Here is a 15,576-nt window from a genome sequence, read left to right as displayed (position 1 = left end):
GGAGCCTGACTCCGGCATTTTTTTCGGATTGAGACACAGCCTTATGTTACAGGCAGCGCAACAACTCATGCGGCGACAGGGCATCCGGCGCCTGCTGGTGCTCAGCGGCGAACCCGACTGGTGTCGCGAACAGGCACAGCGGCTGGCGGCGACCCTGCCGGGTGACTGGCCGTGGGTGGGGGAAAACCCGCCGCCCGGCCCGACGGCGTTGGCGAGTGGCGCCGTGCGCCAATTGCTGGGGCAGGAGCGGCTGCACGCGGTGTTCGATGCCAGTCAGTCGCTGGACGTGGAGGCGTTGGCGGCGCTGTGCGGCGCATTGCGCGCCGGCAGTTGGCTGCTGTTGCTGACGCCGCCCTGGCGGCAATGGCCTCAGCAGCCGGACGGCGACAGCCTGCGCTGGAGCGATTGCCCGCAGCCGATTACCACTCCGCATTTCATCCACCATTTGCAGCAGCATCTGGCCGATGACCGCGAAGTGACGATCTGGCGGCAGGATGAGCCCCTGACGCTGGCCGCGCTGCCGGCGCGCGAGGGTTGGCAACCGCCGGATGGCCGGCCGACCGGGGAACAGCAGGCTATCTTGACGACGCTGCTGCAGGCCGAATCCGGCGTGTGGGTGCTGACCGCCGCGCGCGGTCGTGGCAAATCGACGCTGGCCGGCATGCTGGTGGCGCAGTCGCCGCTGACCTGTTGGATAACCGGGCCGAGCCGCGCCGCCACTGAGGTGGCCGGGGAGTGGGCGCAGGGGCGCGCGCAGTTTTGGGCGCCGGATGCCTTGCTGGCGCAGTGCCGGGAGGGGGACGTCAGCGCCGTCGGCTGGCTGCTGGTGGATGAAGCGGCGGCGATCCCCGCGCCGCTGTTGCAGCAGTTGATCGGTTATTTCCCTCGCGTGTTGTTGACCACCACGGTACAGGGGTATGAGGGTACCGGCCGCGGTTTTCTGCTGAAGTTTTGCGCCGGGCTGCCTTCCTATCAGGCGTTGAGCCTGCAACAGCCGATGCGCTGGGCGCAGGGGGATGCGCTGGAACGGATAACGGACAATGCGCTGTTGTTTAATGAGCTGCCCGCCTGGCCGGCGGATGGCCAGGCGATCGATTACAGTCAGGCGGAGCAGCGTGAGCTGTGCGCCGATCCGCAGCGGCTGGCGCGTTTCTATGCCCTGCTGAGCAGCGCGCATTACCGTACCTCGCCGCTGGATTTGCGCAGGCTGATGGATGCGCCCGGCATGCATTTCGGGCTGGCGCAGGCCGGGCAGGAGGTAGTTGGTGCCGTGTGGCTGGTGGACGAGGGCGGCTTGAGCGCCGAGTTGGCGCACGACGTGTGGGCCGGCCGCCGCCGGCCGCGCGGCAACCTGGTGGCGCAGTCGCTGGCGGCGCATGGCGGCCAGTGGTGGGCGCCGACGCTGCGGTCACGCCGCATTACCCGCATCGCGACGCTGCCGGCACTGAGGCGGCAGGGTATCGCGCGTCAGCTGGTCGAGCGGCAACGCCGTCAGGCGCAGGGGCTGGATTTTCTGTCGGTCAGCTTCGGCTATACCGAGCCGCTGTGGCGCTTTTGGCAATCCTGCGGTTTCGAGCTGGTGCGCATCGGCAGCAAGCCGGAGGCCAGCAGCGGCTGCTATACCGCGATGGCTATCTTGCCCCTGAGCGAGCAAGGAGAGGCGCTGCGGCACGCGGCGCACAAGCATCTGGCGCGCGACTGGCCCTGGCTGCGGCAGCGTATTGAACTCGCGCTGGCGATCCCGGGCGACGACGGCGATACGCCGCTGGGCGAAGAGGATTGGCGCGAGCTGGCCGGGTTCGCTTTCGCCCATCGGCCGCTGGAGGCCAGCCTGGGGGCATTGCAGCGTTTGCTGTTGGCCAGCAATCTGCCGCTGCCCGCGCTGCGCGGCCATCTGCAACGGCGGCAATCCCCGGCGGCCTGCGCGGAGCTGGCGGGCGTCAGCGGCCAGAAAGCCTTGCTGCGCCACTGGCGGCACGAAGCGGCGCAGGCGCTGGAACAGCTGAATGCGCAGCACTGTCGCTACTGGCGCGACTGGACGCAGTCGTTGCAATAAATTGAATAACTCGCTCAATAAAACCCGATTTTCCCGATTTCTCAACGGCGTATAGTCACTGTCAGCGGTGTGGCGGCGACTGTCGCCGCACCAGGTTTGGTTACTATTAAGGAGTCATCGATGAAACATGAGCATTTCGTTGTCCAAAGCCCGGCGACCCCGGCGGCGCAGCTGATCTTGCTGTTTCACGGTGTCGGCGACAACCCGGTGGCGATGGGGGAGATCGGCAGCTATTTCGCCAAAGACTTTCCTCAGGCACAGGTGGTGAGCATCGGTGGCCCCGAAGCGTTCGGCAACGGCGCCGGGCGCCAGTGGTTTTCGGTGCAGGACGTGACCGACGAAAATCGCGCGGCACGCATCGCAGACGTAATGCCGCAGTTTGTGGCGGTGGTGCGCCATTGGCAGCAGCTGAGCGGCGTAGGCTATGCTGGCACGGCGCTGGTGGGGTTCTCGCAGGGGGCGATCATGGCGCTTGAGGCGTTGAAAGCGGAAACCCGGCTGGCCGGGCGCGTGGTCGCGTTCAGCGGGCGTTTCGCTCAGCTGCCCGAGCAGGCTTTCGGCGACAGCGTGGTGCATTTGATCCACGGTGAAGAGGACGCGGTGATCGCGGTGCAACACGCTCACGCGGCGGCAGAAGCGCTACGGGCCGGCGGCGCCGATTTTACGCTGGACGTGGAGGAAAACGTCGGGCACGCAATCAACCAGGGCATGATGAACGCCGCGCTGGAAAGGCTGCATTATTATGTGCCGCAGCGCTACTGGGACGAGGCATTGTCCGGCAAGCGCGGCGAGCTGATCGCCTTTCGCTAAAAATTCAGGGCGCCGATGAGCGCCCTGATGTCATTTCTTTTTCGGCCAGTCGTCTTCGTCATCCCACTGGGCGTTGTTGTCGCGGTGCGGCGGTATCTCCGGCTTGTTGGCCAGATAGCTTTTCACGTCGACGCGGCGCAGTTCCTTAATGCCGCTGACGACCATTCCCACCAGGATCAGCAGGATAATCCACCAGTAATCAGCTAACCATTGCATAGCTACTCCTTTCCTTCACTGCGTATAAAACGCGAAAAAATCGAGGGCAGATGGCGTTCGAGCCATTCAACACCGGCGACCTCCTTATCTTGCCAGGCCGCCAGCAACAGCGCCGGGGTCAGCAAATGTTCGGCTTCTTGCGCCAGCGGCCGGTAGCTCAGATGCCACGGCTCCACCGCCACGCCACCGCTGTCTTCGGTAAAGGGGCGATAGAAACCGAACTCGGCCATATGCGCCGTCAGCCATTGGTTGAGCGGCGCAAAGTAACCGCCTTCTTCATATTCCCACGGCTCCAGCTGCAGCTTTTGCCCTTCCGGCAGCAGCGACGGATCGTAAACGTCCAGATCGCTGCCCCAGTGATGGCGGCTGGCGCCCGGCAGGGCCGACCAGCGCAGGATCGCCTCACAGCGCTCGGCGGCGGACAGCGGCGCAACGTCTATCGGGCGGCTGTCCTTATCTAATACTGGCCGCTGGCCGCAGAATTTGCCATTCCAGATAGCCAGTTGCCGGTCGAAATCGCGGAAGGTGCTGGCGGGCTGGAGATCGAATCCCGCCTCACGCGCGGCCTGCTGCATCGCCAGGAAGGCGTTGACCGCCTGCGGCTGCAGCCGATGGTTCCCGCTCAGCGGCGCCAGGTGTTCGGTTGAGCGGCCGGTGAGCATCTCTGCGTTGATCATGCGACCAATTGCTCCATGATGCGTTGATACATGCGGCTCAGCAGCTGCAGATCCGCGGCGTTGACACATTCGTTGACCTTGTGGATGGTGGCGTTGACCGGCCCCAGTTCTACCACCTGCGCGCCCATCTGCGCGATGAAGCGGCCGTCGGAGGTGCCGCCGGTGGTCAGCAGCTGCGGCGTCAATTCAGAATAGTGCTCGACGGCGTTGACCACCGCATCCACCAGCGCGCCGCGCGAGGTGAGGAACGGCTGGCCGGACAGCCGCCACTCGATGCTGTAATTCAACTGGTGGCGTTCCAGCAGCTCTTCCACGCGCTGCTTGATCATCGCGTCGGTGAGTTCGGTGCTGAAACGGAAGTTGAATTGCACGTAGAGATCGCCCGGGATCACGTTGTTGCTGCCAGTGCCTGCCTGCACGTTGGCGATCTGCATGCTGGTCGGCGGGAAGAACTCGTTGCCGCGATCCCATTCGATCGCCACCAGTTCATTCAGCGCCGGCATGGCGCGGTGCACCGGGTTGTCCGCCAGGTGCGGATAGGCGACGTGCCCCTGTACGCCGTGGATATGCAGGTTGGCGGTGATGGAGCCGCGACGGCCGTTTTTCACCACGTCGCCGACGCGCTCGGTGCTGGACGGCTCGCCGACCAGGCAGTAATCAAGCCGCTCGTTGCGCGCCATCAGCGTTTCGACCACTTTAACCGTGCCGTGGGTGGCGCTGGCCTCTTCATCTGAAGTGATCAGAAATGCCAGGCGGCCCTGATGATTCGGGTTGGCGGCGACAAAGCGTTCCGCAGCTACCACCATCGCGGCCAACGAGCCTTTCATGTCTGCCGCACCGCGGCCATACAGCATGCCGTCGCGGATTGCCGGTTCAAACGGCGGATTGTCCCAGCGTTTTTCATCGCCGGTCGGCACCACGTCGGTGTGCCCGGCAAACGCCAGGGTTTGCCCTTCGCCGCGCCAGGCCCAGAAGTTTTGGGTGTCTTCGAAGTCCATGGCTTCGACGGTGAAGCCGATCGCCTGCAAACGTTCGATCATCAGCTGCTGGCAGCCTTCGTCATTCGGGCTGAGGGAAGGGCGTTTGATCAACTGCTGGGCCAGTTCGATAACCGGGCAAGTCATACGGCAACCTCGGCGATAAATTGTTGGTAAGCGTCGGCGTTGAAACCGAGCAGCGCGTGGCCGTTGCCGTCGTCCAGCAGCGGACGTTTAATGATTGCCGGCTGCGCCAGCATCAGCGCGATGGCGGCGTCGGCGTTATCGCAGGCATTGCGCTGCGCTTCATCCAGCTTGCGCCAGGTGGTGCCGCGGGTATTGAGCAGCGGCTCCCAACCCAGTTGCGCGACGAAGCCGCGCAACTGCTGTTCGGTCAGGCCGTCGGCGCGATAGTCGTGAAAATGATAGGTCACGCCCTGATCTTCCAGCCAGCGGCGGGCTTTTTTGATGGTGTCGCAGTTTTTGATGCCGTACATCGTCAGCGTTGTCTGTTGCGGTTTGTTTGCCATGGCGTAAAGCTACCTGTCTCGTCGAGTCGATACTGGGCGGCGGACGCGATCTTAGGCCTTCTCGCCGCCCGGCGATAGCAGAGATAATGCCAGTAAAGCGGCGGCGAGATCCAGACAACGATGCGCGTGAGATGCGATTGGGGGCCAGGGAAAGAGGCTGTCAAAGCGATGAAACGGCGACCTTCGCCGGCAGTGCTGTTAAAAGACGCCGGCGAATGCGTTCAGCTACCCCTGCGGTTCTGGGAAAGAAAACGCTATTCTTTATTTATTCTTATGTTTAAACGATCGGTTAAACACCGTACGCGGGTAATATGCAACAGCGGTTTTATCCTGCTGGTGCCGAATTTTTTCATTATTCGCGACTTGTAATGATTGGCGGTTTTATTTCTGATATTCATGGCATTGCTGATATCGGTCAGCGATTTTCCCGTCGACCACTCCGAGAGGAAAAGGGACTCGCGCTGGGAGAGTTGCGGCGGCTCGGTATAGTGACTGTAACGCTTATATAAGTCGCCGATCAGGTGGCTGAAACGGCTCAATGATATAAGGTTTGATAATATAATGGTCTTATTGTCGACAATCACCATTTCATGCGGGCAGTCGGTGATAATGACTATTTTGTAGGTGTTGGGGTTGGCATATTCATCGCGGTAACGCGCTTCAAAATTGGCGATGGTGACATCGATAAAGCAGACTCTTTTGCGGCTAAAGCCGGCCGGTGCACGTTTTTCCGCCCAGGTTTGCTTAAAGAGTTGTCGGATGCCGACGGTGGTATAGGCACACTCGCTGAAAATATCAATTTCCATTTTATTATAGTCCTTTACTTTCTATTTCCCGGTGAGGATCGATATCTTAAAACATAAAAAAAGAAACAATCTAAATAATTTCACATTGAACTTATCTTGTCGCGTAGACGGAGGCCCTCTCTCGGCAGCGGAAAATAAGGAAAGTCTCATATACTAACATGATTTATAAAGAGTAAATCTGCTTTTTAGCCGGCCCTTTGGCCGGAGGCGGTTTAATAGAATAGAAATCCTCTATTAATACTCAGGTTATTAAAAGGAATTAACATAGATGTCACCTATCGCAAAATTAAATTCGATCGTTTTTATCGATAGCTTTAGCGTGGCTGATTTCGTTAATGAGTTAATAACTAAGATATTTCTTGTTTTCTTGCCGTGATGGCGGTTTTATTTTGAACGGTGGAAAGACAGTCTATGAGTTTATGCGGAAATTCGGTTTGAAATTGAGATAAAGATAAATCTAAACAAAGAAAATGCGATGTTTTGAGCGACGAACAGCGCGTAATGTGGGCGATTGATACGGAGAGCTGGCGTGAAAGAATGTCATATCGAAATTTCCGATCGGGTAACACCGGAAATAACGTCTTGTATTGCGGAGGGGTTGGACCGTTTTAATGATCAACAGATCGGCTACGGCGATCGTCTGCCGCTGGCGGTGGTGGTAAAAGATCCCGACAGTGGGGACGTTCTGGGGGGAATTACCGGACGTTCATCATTAGGGCTGCTGTTTCTCGATCTCTTTTATCTGCCGGAAGCGCTGCGCGGCGCGGGGTTGGGCAGCGAACTGTTGCGCCGTTTCGAACAGGAAGGCCGCCGGCGCGGTTGCCTTTCGGCCGTGTTGTACACCATCAGCTTTCAGGCGCCGGACTTTTATCAACGGCATGGCTGGCAGCGTATGGGGGAGGTGCCTTGCTTGCCGCCGGGAACCAGCCGCGTCTTTATGAGCAAAACTTTGTGAAGCGCGTTTAACGCACGTAGCCTCCCTGTTGCAGGCGCTGCAGAGAGGCGCCGTCCGCATACACCATGCCGGTGGCCAAATCGTGAAAGCCGTACTTTTTATAGAAGGTCCGCTTTTCCGGCACGGAATAGATGAAAATCTTGCCGAGCGGCGCCAAATCTTGCATTACCCGATCCATCAACCTGCGTCCCAGCCCTTGCCCCTGAAAGCGCGGATCGATCGCCACGTCGGCCAGGTAGGCGACCGAGGTCAGATCGCTGATGGCGTGCGCGGTGGCGATCAGTTCGTCGCCGATAAACCCCCAATAGCAAAACTGGCTGTGTTGGTAAACGCGCCGCAGGGTGTGCGGATCGCGTTTGCCCAGCCCGGCGGCCTCCAGCAATTCGCACAGCCGCTGCCAGTCGATGGCGCGGCGGTTCAGATCGGTGACAATTTCCATCGTTTTCCTCTAACCAATAAGATTGAGATCGGCGGCATAGTGCCGAATGGCGCGCTGATAGCCGCGGATGTCGGGGTCTGACGAGGTGTCCGCCAACAGCAACAACAGATCGGCCACGGCCCGTTTATTTTCACCCAGGTTGTACAGCGCCATGGCGCGAAACAACATCAGCTCGTAGGCCTGCGGGAACTCGGTCAGACCGTCGTCGAAAGCCCGTAACGAAGCCGGATATTCTCCCAGGGCGCGGTAGGTGCTGCCGAGGCCCAGCCAGGCCTCGCGGCGCTGGGCGGGCGGCAAATCGCGGGCCAGCGCCGCGAGGTAGCAGGGAATGGCCTGTTGCTCCAGGCCCTGCACGTCATACAGGCAGGCCAGCTGAAGGTGCAATATCGCCGCTTCCGGTTCGGCCGCCAGTTGCCGTAACGCCAGCGCAGTCGCTTCCTGATAGCGGCCCTGCGTTTTCAACTGCGAGAGAGACAAAGAGGTGGACATGATCGGCGCTCCATTGGCGTATTTTTATACCTTTTACACGCTACCGTGGAGAAATTGATATCACAAGGGAATAGCTGCACAACACATTGATGAGATAAATACGAAAATGTGCGCTAAGCCCGGTTTCCGGGCCCGGCATCGTTCCCGTTTCCCTTCACATGGTCAAAAAACAGGCGTAGAATCCGCTTCGTCAAATAATTGAGGTTGTAAAGTATTATGGTTGATCGTGAATTAGGAAACTGGAAAGACTTCATTGATGAGATGTTGGGCAACTGACACAGCGTTGAAGCAGATGGCAAGGTTGAGTCATTGGAGCGTCACTGAAACACCTTGGGAACGAGATTATCGTTCGAAATAAAGCAGCATCGGTAACCCGACGCTGCTTTTTTTATGCGCTGTCTGTTACTCCTCGGTGGTCGGCGTGGCTGCCGGATGCGGTTTCCCCGGGAAGCGGCGGCGCACCAGCACGAAGAACAGCGGCACGAAGAAAATGGCCAGCAGGGTGGCGGAGATCATGCCGCCCATCACCCCGGTGCCGACCGCATGCTGGCTGCCTGAGCCGGCGCCGCTGCTGATGGTCATCGGCAGCACGCCGAAGATAAACGCCAGCGAGGTCATCAGGATCGGGCGCAGACGCATGCGTGAAGCTTCGAGCGTCGCCGACATCAGATCCTGCCCTTTCTGATTCAGTTCATTGGCGAATTCGACGATCAGAATGGCGTTTTTCGCCGACAGCCCAATGATGGTCAACAGGCCGACCTGGAAATAAACGTCGTTCTCCAGCCCGCGCAGCCAGGTAGCGGCGACCGCGCCGATCACCCCCAGCGGCACCACCAGCATCACCGAGAACGGAATCGACCAGCTCTCGTACAGCGCCGCCAGACACAGGAACACCACCAGCAGCGAGATGGCGTACAGCGCCGGCGCCTGCGAGCCGGACAGCCGTTCCTGATAGGACATCGCCGTCCACTCGAGGCCAAAACCGGTCGGCAGTTGGCTGACCAGTTTTTCCATTTCCATCATGGCGGTGCCGGAACTGACGCCGTTAGCCGCTTCGCCGACGATCTCCAGCGCCGAGCTGCCGTTATAGCGTTCCAGCCGCGGCGAACCGTACTCCCAGTGCGAGCTGGCGAAGGCCGAGAACGGCACCATGCCGCCCGCGTCGTTGCGCACATACCATTTGTTGATGTCATCCGGCAACATGCGGAACGGCGCCGCGGCCTGCACGTAAACTTTTTTCACCCGCCCGCGGTCGACGAAGTCGTTGACGTAGGTCGAGCCCCAGGCGGTGGAGAGGGTATTGTTGATGTCGTCGATCGACACGCCCAGCGCTTGCGCCTTGCGTTGATCGATGTCGATTTGCAGCTGCGGGCTGTCGTCCAGGCCGTTGTGACGCACGCGCGACAGCAGCGGGTTTTGCGCGGCCAGCTGCAGCAGCTGATCGCGCGCCGCCATCAGCTTGGCGTGGCCGAGCCCGGCGTGGTCCTCCAACTCCATATCGAAGCCGGAGGAGTTGCCGAGGCCGGTGATCGCCGGCGGACTGCTGGCGATCACCCGGGCTTCGTTAATCTTGCTGAATGCCAGCGTGGCGCGATCGATGATGTCGAATGAGCTGTTGGCGCCCGCCGTGCGCAGGTCCCAGTCTTTCAGCCGAATGAACAGACGCGCCACGTTTTGGCCGTTGCCCCCCGGCCCGGAGCCGATGATGGCGAACACCGACACCACGTCCTGTTTCTCTTCGGTGAGGAAGTACTGTTCGACCTTTTCCACCACTTTGGACGTTTGCTGCAGGGTCGAACCTGCCGGCAGCTGCACCTGTACGGTGAAGATGCCGCGGTCTTCCTGCGGCAGGAACGAGGTCGGCAGCTTGATGAACAGCAGCGCCATGCCGCCCAGCAACAGCAGATAAATCACCATGTAGCGGCCGCTGGCGTGCAGGATGCGCCCCACGCCGCGCTCATAGCGTTCGGTGTTGCGGTTGAACATGCGGTTGAACCAGCCGAAGAAGCCGCGCTTGCCGTGGTGGTGCCCCTTGGCGATCGGTTTGAGCAGCGTGGCGCACAGGGCCGGGGTCAGGATCATCGCCACCAGTACCGACAGCACCATGGCGGAGACGATGGTGATGGAGAACTGGCGATAGATGGCGCCGGTGGTGCCGCCGAAGAACGCCATCGGCACGAACACCGCCGACAGCACCAGCGCGATGCCGACCAGCGCGCTCTGGATCTGCCCCATGGATTTGCGCGTGGCCTCGCGCGGCGGCAGGCCTTCTTCGCTCATCACGCGCTCGACGTTTTCCACCACCACGATGGCGTCGTCCACCAGCAGGCCGATCGCCAGCACCATGGCGAACATGGTGAGGGTGTTGATGCTGAAGCCGCAGGCGGAAAGGATGGCGAAGGTGCCCATCAACACCACTGGCACGGCGATGGTGGGGATCAGCGTGGCGCGGAAGTTCTGCAGAAACAGGTACATCACCAGGAACACCAGCAGGATGGCTTCCAGCAGCGTTTTCACCACGTCTTTGATCGAGGCTTTGACGAACGGGGTGGTTTCATAGGCCACTTTGGCCTCCAGCCCGTGCGGGAAGTACTGCGACAGCTCGGCGATCTTGTCCTTCACCAACTGGTCGGTCTGCAGTTCGTTGGCGCCGGAGGCCAGCTTGATATTCATGCCCGCGGCCTGCATGCCGTTGTAGCGGCTGAGGTAGTTGTAGTTCTCGCCGCCCAGTTCGACGGTGGCGACGTTGCCCAGCGTCACCAGCGATCCGTCCTGATTGACCCGCAGGGTGATCTGACGGAACTGTTCCGGCGTCTGGAGCTGCGACTGGGCGTTGATGGTGGCGTTCAACGCCTGTTTATCGACCGATGGCGTGCCGCCCAGTTGGCCGACCGCCACCTGGGCGTTCTGCGATTGAATGGCATTGACCACGTCCTGGGTCGTGAGCTGGTAACTGTTGAGCTTGTTGGGATCGAGCCAGATGCGCATGGCGTATTGCGAGCCGTACACGTCCATGCTGCCGACGCCGTTGATGCGGCTAAGCGGATCCTGCAGGTTGGAGACGATGTAATCGGCGATGTCCTGCTTGTCCATGCTGTTGTCGGTGGAGACGAACGCCACCATCATCAGCGTGGTGTCGCCGGATTTCGACACCGTGACCCCCTGATTCTGCACCGCCTGCGGCAGGCGCTTGATCGCCGCCTGCAGCTGGTTTTGTACCTGCTGCATCGCCTCGTTGGGATCGGTGCCGGCTTCGAACGTCAGCGTGACGGTCGCCTGGCCGGTATTGGTGCTCTGCGACGACATATACATCATGTTGTCGAGGCCGGTCATATTCTGTTCAATGATCTGCGTGACGGTGTTTTCCAGCGTTTGCGCCGAAGCACCTGGGTAAGTTGCGCTGATGCGCACGTTCGGCGGCGCCAAATTCGGGTATTGTTCCACCGGTAAAGAAAAAATCGCCAATGCCCCGGTCAGGCAAAGAATAATTGCCAGCACCCAGGCGAAAATCGGGCGATCAATAAAAAAATTGGCCATGCAGCGCGAACCTCGTTATGACTTGTTCTATCTTTAAAACGCATCGGAAATATGCATTTCAGCGGCAGGGAAGGATTCCGGCGCTATTGCACTTTACTCGGGATAGTCGAGGAAAGCGTGGAGAAAAAAAGGAGATAGTGTAAATAACGGTAGCGGAAAACGGCGTGGATGCACCGGCGTCGATAATTGTACGCTATTAAGACATTTTTATTACTATCAAAGGCCTTGCGCATGTCTTCGCCGCAGGGAACAGGAAAGTAAAAAACTGGACTCACCTTACAGCAGGAGCTTGGCATGGGAATTAACCCGGTATTTGCCCGTCGGCTTTATTTATGCTGGCTGATTAGCCACAGTGAGCGGCCCAATGTGCCGCGGTTGATGGCGTTGACCGGCTGGCCGCGCCGCACGTTGCAGGATGTGCTGAAGGCGTTGCCCGGCATGGGCGTCGAGTTGCAGTTCGTGCAGCAGGGCGTGCGCAACAACGACGGTTTCTATCAGCTGGAAAGCTGGGGGCCGTTCAACAAGAGTTGGGTGCATCAGCATCATCAGGCGCTGCTCAGCGCCATCGAGTAAGTGGCCCCGGCGTATTGGCCGGGGCGGGGCGATCAGTGGCTTTTGTACTCCAGGTACATCACCGTCGCCGCCACGCGAGAACGCACGTCCAGCTTGCGCAGTATGTTGCGGATGTGCACCTTCACGGTTTCCTCAGAGATATGCAACTGCGCCGCCACCTGTTTGTTGGACAGGCCGCGCGCCACCTCTTGCAAGACGTCCAGTTCGCGTTCGGTCAAGGCGGTGAAGGGATCGCGCTGCTCGCTGCGCGCCAGCAAATAGTCGGCCATGGCATCGCTGATCACGTTCTGCCCCTCGGCGGCGGCGCTGATGTGTTCCAGCAGTTGCTCCGGCTCACTGTCTTTCAGCAGATAGCCGTCGGCGCCGGCGTCGATCAGCGCGTACAGATCGCTGCGCGCGTCGGAGACCGTCAGCACGATGATGCGCGCGTCCACGCCTTCGTCGCGCAGGGCCCGCAGCGTATCCAGCCCGGACATGCCCTTCATGTTCAGATCCAACAAGATCACGTCCGGAGCGTGCTGCAGCGCCAGCGCAACCGCCTCGCTGCCGTTGCCGGCCTCTGCCACCACGCCAAATCGCGCATCCAGTCCCAGCAGTTGTTTGATGCCGCGCCGCATCAACGGATGATCGTCAACGATCATGACTCGGTATTGCTTCATCACCATGAAATATGCTCCCTGTAGCAAGTAAAGCCACTCAAACGCGCCCGGAGGCGTGCTTCACAGTGGGACTGTCTCTTCAAAAATAGCGGCAATCTGCACCGCAAACCTCTCCGGGCGGTCTTCTGCCCGGCGGTAACCGTAACGCAGGGTGAACAGCCGCAAGGTCAGGGCGAGAATGTCAGGCAGACCGCCGTGCCGCCGCCGCTTCTGCGCCGGATGCGCAGCGTTCCTCCCAGTCGCGCCGCGCGTTCGCTCATGATGGTCAAGCCGTAATGCCCTTCCGGTTCTTCCAGACTGGCGATGCCGCAACCGTCGTCGGTAATACTGAATACGTTGTCGCCTGCGGCGTTGACCTCGCAACACACCGCGATCTCGCTTGCTCCGGCGTGCTTGACGGCATTGAGCACCGCTTCGCGCACGATCTGCAGCGCGTGCACCTGCTGCTGGGCGTTGAGCGCCTGCGAGGGCAGCCGACAGTGTAACTGAATCCGCGCGGGGGTTAGCGCCTTTAATGGCTGCAACAGTTGCTCCAGCGCGGCATTCAGATCCGCCTCCTGAATGTTGAGGCGGAAGGTGGCCAGTAATTCTCTCAGCTGGCGATAGGCATCGGCCAGCGTGCGATCGAAATCGTCGATAATCGTCTGCGCCGCCGGATCGTCGGCGGCGCGCCTGAGCAGCGTCAGCTGGATGCGCAGGAACGACAGCGTCTGCGCCAGCGAATCGTGCAGCTCGCGCGCGATGGTCCCACGCTCTTCCATCAACAGCAGATATTGGTACTGCTTTTGCGCCCGGTTGAAGTAGACGCCGCGCCCCAGCATGTTGGCCAGGCTCTGCATCAGGTGAGGATGCGGCGGCTGCGCTTCTGGCTGCCATCGCAACTCGCCCAGCAGTTTATCGCCTTGGGTGATCGGCAGCGCGCTCCAGGTTTGCGCCGGCGCCGGCTCTCCTTCGTTCAGTTGCCACTGGCCATGATCGTCCGCCACGTTCAACCGGATGCAGCGCAGTCGTTCGCTTTGGCGCACGATGCGCAGCACATTTTCGAACGCTTGCTGATCGATCTGGCGCACGCTCAGCGCCTGCGAGCAGCGATACAGCACCTCCAGCGTTTCGTTGGCCTGCTGCAGGCGGCGGGTCTTTTCCTGCACTTTCAGCTCCAGCGACTGATAGAGCCGGGCCAGCTCGTCCGACATGGCGCTGAAGGTTTGCGACAGCACGCCGAGTTCGTTCGGCAGCGCCACGTCCAGCTGCGGGTGGCGAAAATCGCGCTGTTGCACGCGCTGGCTGGCATAGACCAGATGCTGCAGCGGCGTGACCACCTGGCGGCGCATAAAACGAATGCAGAACAGCACCAGGCCGATGATGGCGGCGTAGCCCAGTACGCTGACGGCGGCCACCAGGGTGAGTTTCAACTCGGAATAACGCTGCAGAGCGGAAACGAAATGATCGACGCGATTGACATGGCCGGCGACCTCCGCCCGGTAGGCGGCCGCCTGCCCGTCACGGATCTGCCGCTCCATCGTTTGCCATGTTCGTTGCAGCGCCAGATAGTGGTTGCGCACCTCAGCCGGAACGTAAAAGCGCGCCAGCTTTTGCAGTGCCGGCGCCTGTAAAGATTGTCGGTACTGCTGCAGGTGCAGCTCCAGCTCCGGGCTCTGCCGGTCAAGATCAAAGGCCAAGCGGTAGCTTTGCATGCGCAGCGAACCGGCAATGTTGATCGCCTCGGCATCGCTTTGGCTGCCGGCGACGGTCGTCAACGCCAACCCGGTGGCGAGCACCGACAGTATCACGATGCCGAACAGCGCTCTGGCCAGGCTGCCGGTCACGGAACGTTTAACAAGCAATCACGGAATCCTTTTCTCTCAGGTGAGGCGCTTCGCCAGTTTCATTCGAAAGCAAAACTATAACTTTTGCAACTAAATTGCACCGCGATTTGTATCAAGTTGTCAACAAAACGGGAACAATTGTCGTTGTGTAATCAAATGAATAGCGAAATGCCCACCGATGTTCAGCGGCGGGCCGGTTTCCTCTGGTGATTTGTCTTTGGGGGGCGAATCGCACTGGGTTTTATGCAATGTCATGCGCCTGAGCGCGACTTATTTTCCATTATTTTAAGCAATGTTAAGTCCCGGCTTGTCCGGCGGGGTACGGTGTGATTTTTGTTGCAAATCGTCTGCCGCGGCGCGGCGTAATCGCGGTATGATCTTCAGGTTGCAACTCAAGGGAAAAGGGTCATGTCGTCGAAAATTGAGAATGTGAAGAAAGAGCTGTTGTCGGACAACTGGTATGTGCTGCACAAGTACACGTTCGATCTGAAACGCAAAAACGGCGGTTCGGTGCAACAGATGCGCGAGGTCTACGATCGCGGCAACGGCGCCACCATTTTGCTGTACAACCGCGCCAAGGGCACGGTGGTGCTGACCAATCAATTCCGCATGCCGACCTATGTCAACGGCAACGAAAGCGGCATGCTGCTTGAGGCCTGCGCCGGCCTGCTGGATGCCGACTCTCCGGAGCAGTGTGCGCGCCGCGAAGCGGTGGAAGAGACCGGTTTTCAGGTGGGTGAGGTCAAGAAAATCTTCGAAGCCTACATGTCGCCGGGCGGCGTGACCGAGATCGTGCACTTCTTTATCGCCGAATACCATGACGATGAGCGACGCGCGGCCGGCGGTGGCATTGAAGATGAAGATATTGAAGTGATCGAACTGCCGTTCAGCGAAGCGGTGGCGATGATCGCCGATGGCCGTATTAAAGACGGCAAGACCATCATGCTGCTGCAATATTTGCAGATTCATCGGGTGATGGCATAAAAAAAGCCGGTCACGATGACCGGCTTTTTTATCGGCTGGCGC

General features: G+C 59.8%; 16 protein-coding genes. 6 read left to right on the top strand and 10 right to left on the bottom strand.

Annotated features, from left to right (window positions below; genetic code table 11):
* The first annotated feature begins 43 nt into the window (after positions 1–43).
* On the top strand, positions 44–2,056 hold the full coding sequence (locus QDT79_RS22285; RefSeq protein ID WP_308317079.1) for a tRNA(Met) cytidine acetyltransferase TmcA: 2,013 nt from the start codon (positions 44–46) through the stop codon (positions 2,054–2,056).
* Between the two features lie 120 nt (positions 2,057–2,176).
* Complete coding sequence (gene ypfH / locus QDT79_RS22280; protein WP_063990465.1) at positions 2,177–2,866, top strand: esterase; 690 nt, start codon at positions 2,177–2,179, stop codon at positions 2,864–2,866.
* Positions 2,867–2,896: 30 nt separating this feature from the next.
* On the opposite strand, the gene QDT79_RS22275 is transcribed toward ypfH, so the two are convergent.
* The 5 genes from QDT79_RS22275 to QDT79_RS22255 all read right to left on the bottom strand — a co-directional run bounded on the left by QDT79_RS22275 (position 2,897) and on the right by QDT79_RS22255 (position 6,072).
* Positions 2,897–3,082 carry a YpfN family protein gene (locus tag QDT79_RS22275; protein ID WP_060428639.1) on the bottom strand — a complete coding sequence of 62 codons (186 nt, stop codon included), beginning with the start codon at positions 3,080–3,082 and terminating at the stop codon, positions 2,897–2,899.
* A 2-nt stretch (positions 3,083–3,084) separates the two neighbouring features.
* Positions 3,085–3,759: a M15 family metallopeptidase gene (locus QDT79_RS22270; protein WP_063990464.1), complete on the bottom strand. Its 675-nt coding sequence runs from the start codon at positions 3,757–3,759 to the stop codon at positions 3,085–3,087.
* Positions 3,756–4,883, bottom strand: coding sequence for a succinyl-diaminopimelate desuccinylase (dapE, locus tag QDT79_RS22265; RefSeq protein ID WP_308317078.1), 1,128 nt, complete (start codon positions 4,881–4,883; stop codon positions 3,756–3,758). Before dapE ends, QDT79_RS22270 begins: the two co-directional genes overlap by 4 nt.
* The gene (locus QDT79_RS22260) at positions 4,880–5,266 is read right to left on the bottom strand and encodes an ArsC family reductase (RefSeq protein ID WP_060438228.1); all 387 of its coding nucleotides are present in this window, start codon (positions 5,264–5,266) and stop codon (positions 4,880–4,882) included. The genes dapE and QDT79_RS22260 overlap by 4 nt, the downstream gene beginning before the upstream one ends.
* A gap of 254 nt (positions 5,267–5,520) precedes the next feature.
* Positions 5,521–6,072 carry a helix-turn-helix transcriptional regulator gene (locus QDT79_RS22255; protein ID WP_063990462.1) on the bottom strand — a complete coding sequence of 184 codons (552 nt, stop codon included), beginning with the start codon at positions 6,070–6,072 and terminating at the stop codon, positions 5,521–5,523.
* Positions 6,073–6,601: 529 nt separating this feature from the next.
* On the opposite strand from QDT79_RS22255, the gene QDT79_RS22250 reads away from it, so the two are divergent.
* Entirely contained in the window at positions 6,602–7,027 is a 426-nt protein-coding gene (locus QDT79_RS22250) for a GNAT family N-acetyltransferase (RefSeq protein ID WP_063990461.1), read from the top strand.
* Between the two features lie 7 nt (positions 7,028–7,034).
* Here the strand turns inward: QDT79_RS22250 and QDT79_RS22245 are convergent, their stop codons facing one another.
* Together QDT79_RS22245 and QDT79_RS22240 are read right to left on the bottom strand one after the other, a co-directional pair.
* Positions 7,035–7,466: a GNAT family N-acetyltransferase gene (locus QDT79_RS22245; RefSeq protein WP_308317077.1), complete on the bottom strand. Its 432-nt coding sequence runs from the start codon at positions 7,464–7,466 to the stop codon at positions 7,035–7,037.
* 9 nt (positions 7,467–7,475) lie between these two features.
* The gene (locus QDT79_RS22240) at positions 7,476–7,955 is read right to left on the bottom strand and encodes a tetratricopeptide repeat protein (RefSeq protein WP_130018176.1); all 480 of its coding nucleotides are present in this window, start codon (positions 7,953–7,955) and stop codon (positions 7,476–7,478) included.
* Between the two features lie 216 nt (positions 7,956–8,171).
* On the opposite strand from QDT79_RS22240, the gene ypfM reads away from it, so the two are divergent.
* Positions 8,172–8,231, top strand: coding sequence for a protein YpfM (gene ypfM / locus QDT79_RS22235; RefSeq protein ID WP_100396732.1), 60 nt, complete (start codon positions 8,172–8,174; stop codon positions 8,229–8,231).
* A 126-nt stretch (positions 8,232–8,357) separates the two neighbouring features.
* Here ypfM and acrD read toward each other — a convergent pair whose 3' ends face one another.
* Positions 8,358–11,492: a multidrug efflux RND transporter permease AcrD gene (gene acrD, locus QDT79_RS22230; RefSeq protein WP_308317076.1), complete on the bottom strand. Its 3,135-nt coding sequence runs from the start codon at positions 11,490–11,492 to the stop codon at positions 8,358–8,360.
* Positions 11,493–11,786: 294 nt separating this feature from the next.
* Here acrD and QDT79_RS22225 point away from each other — a divergent pair, with 294 nt between their 5' ends.
* Positions 11,787–12,065, top strand: coding sequence for a winged helix-turn-helix domain-containing protein (locus QDT79_RS22225; protein WP_004941750.1), 279 nt, complete (start codon positions 11,787–11,789; stop codon positions 12,063–12,065).
* Between the two features lie 32 nt (positions 12,066–12,097).
* Here QDT79_RS22225 and QDT79_RS22220 read toward each other — a convergent pair whose 3' ends face one another.
* Both QDT79_RS22220 and narQ read right to left on the bottom strand, forming a co-directional pair.
* Positions 12,098–12,730 (bottom strand): response regulator, encoded by a 633-nt coding sequence (locus QDT79_RS22220; protein ID WP_004941753.1) that lies wholly within the window; start codon positions 12,728–12,730, stop codon positions 12,098–12,100.
* 161 nt (positions 12,731–12,891) lie between these two features.
* Positions 12,892–14,568 carry a nitrate/nitrite two-component system sensor histidine kinase NarQ gene (gene narQ / locus QDT79_RS22215; RefSeq protein WP_308317075.1) on the bottom strand — a complete coding sequence of 559 codons (1,677 nt, stop codon included), beginning with the start codon at positions 14,566–14,568 and terminating at the stop codon, positions 12,892–12,894.
* Between the two features lie 390 nt (positions 14,569–14,958).
* Between narQ and nudK the strand changes: the two genes are divergently transcribed.
* Complete coding sequence (nudK, locus tag QDT79_RS22210; protein ID WP_033635486.1) at positions 14,959–15,534, top strand: GDP-mannose pyrophosphatase NudK; 576 nt, start codon at positions 14,959–14,961, stop codon at positions 15,532–15,534.
* The last annotated feature ends 42 nt before the right edge of the window (positions 15,535–15,576 follow it).

This window comes from Serratia marcescens, from assembly GCF_029846115.1.
Lineage (GTDB): Bacteria > Pseudomonadota > Gammaproteobacteria > Enterobacterales > Enterobacteriaceae > Serratia > Serratia marcescens_L.
Note: the sequence above shows the minus strand (reverse complement) of the source record. Positions and strands in the feature narration are given on the sequence as shown.

Excerpts from the sequence above, each read along its gene's own strand:
- QDT79_RS22220 (WP_004941753.1), bottom strand. The coding sequence starts at position 12,730 with ATGGTGATGAAGCAATACCGAGTCATGATCGTTGACGATCATCCGTTG.
- acrD (WP_308317076.1), bottom strand. The coding sequence starts at position 11,492 with ATGGCCAATTTTTTTATTGATCGCCCGATTTTCGCCTGGGTGCTGGCA.
- QDT79_RS22275 (WP_060428639.1), bottom strand. The coding sequence starts at position 3,082 with ATGCAATGGTTAGCTGATTACTGGTGGATTATCCTGCTGATCCTGGTG.
- QDT79_RS22285 (WP_308317079.1), top strand. The coding sequence starts at position 44 with ATGTTACAGGCAGCGCAACAACTCATGCGGCGACAGGGCATCCGGCGC.
- nudK (WP_033635486.1), top strand. The coding sequence starts at position 14,959 with ATGTCGTCGAAAATTGAGAATGTGAAGAAAGAGCTGTTGTCGGACAAC.
- QDT79_RS22260 (WP_060438228.1), bottom strand. The coding sequence starts at position 5,266 with ATGGCAAACAAACCGCAACAGACAACGCTGACGATGTACGGCATCAAA.
- QDT79_RS22270 (WP_063990464.1), bottom strand. The coding sequence starts at position 3,759 with ATGATCAACGCAGAGATGCTCACCGGCCGCTCAACCGAACACCTGGCG.
- QDT79_RS22240 (WP_130018176.1), bottom strand. The coding sequence starts at position 7,955 with ATGTCCACCTCTTTGTCTCTCTCGCAGTTGAAAACGCAGGGCCGCTAT.
- QDT79_RS22225 (WP_004941750.1), top strand. The coding sequence starts at position 11,787 with ATGGGAATTAACCCGGTATTTGCCCGTCGGCTTTATTTATGCTGGCTG.
- dapE (WP_308317078.1), bottom strand. The coding sequence starts at position 4,883 with ATGACTTGCCCGGTTATCGAACTGGCCCAGCAGTTGATCAAACGCCCT.
- QDT79_RS22245 (WP_308317077.1), bottom strand. The coding sequence starts at position 7,466 with ATGGAAATTGTCACCGATCTGAACCGCCGCGCCATCGACTGGCAGCGG.
- QDT79_RS22255 (WP_063990462.1), bottom strand. The coding sequence starts at position 6,072 with ATGGAAATTGATATTTTCAGCGAGTGTGCCTATACCACCGTCGGCATC.
- ypfH (WP_063990465.1), top strand. The coding sequence starts at position 2,177 with ATGAAACATGAGCATTTCGTTGTCCAAAGCCCGGCGACCCCGGCGGCG.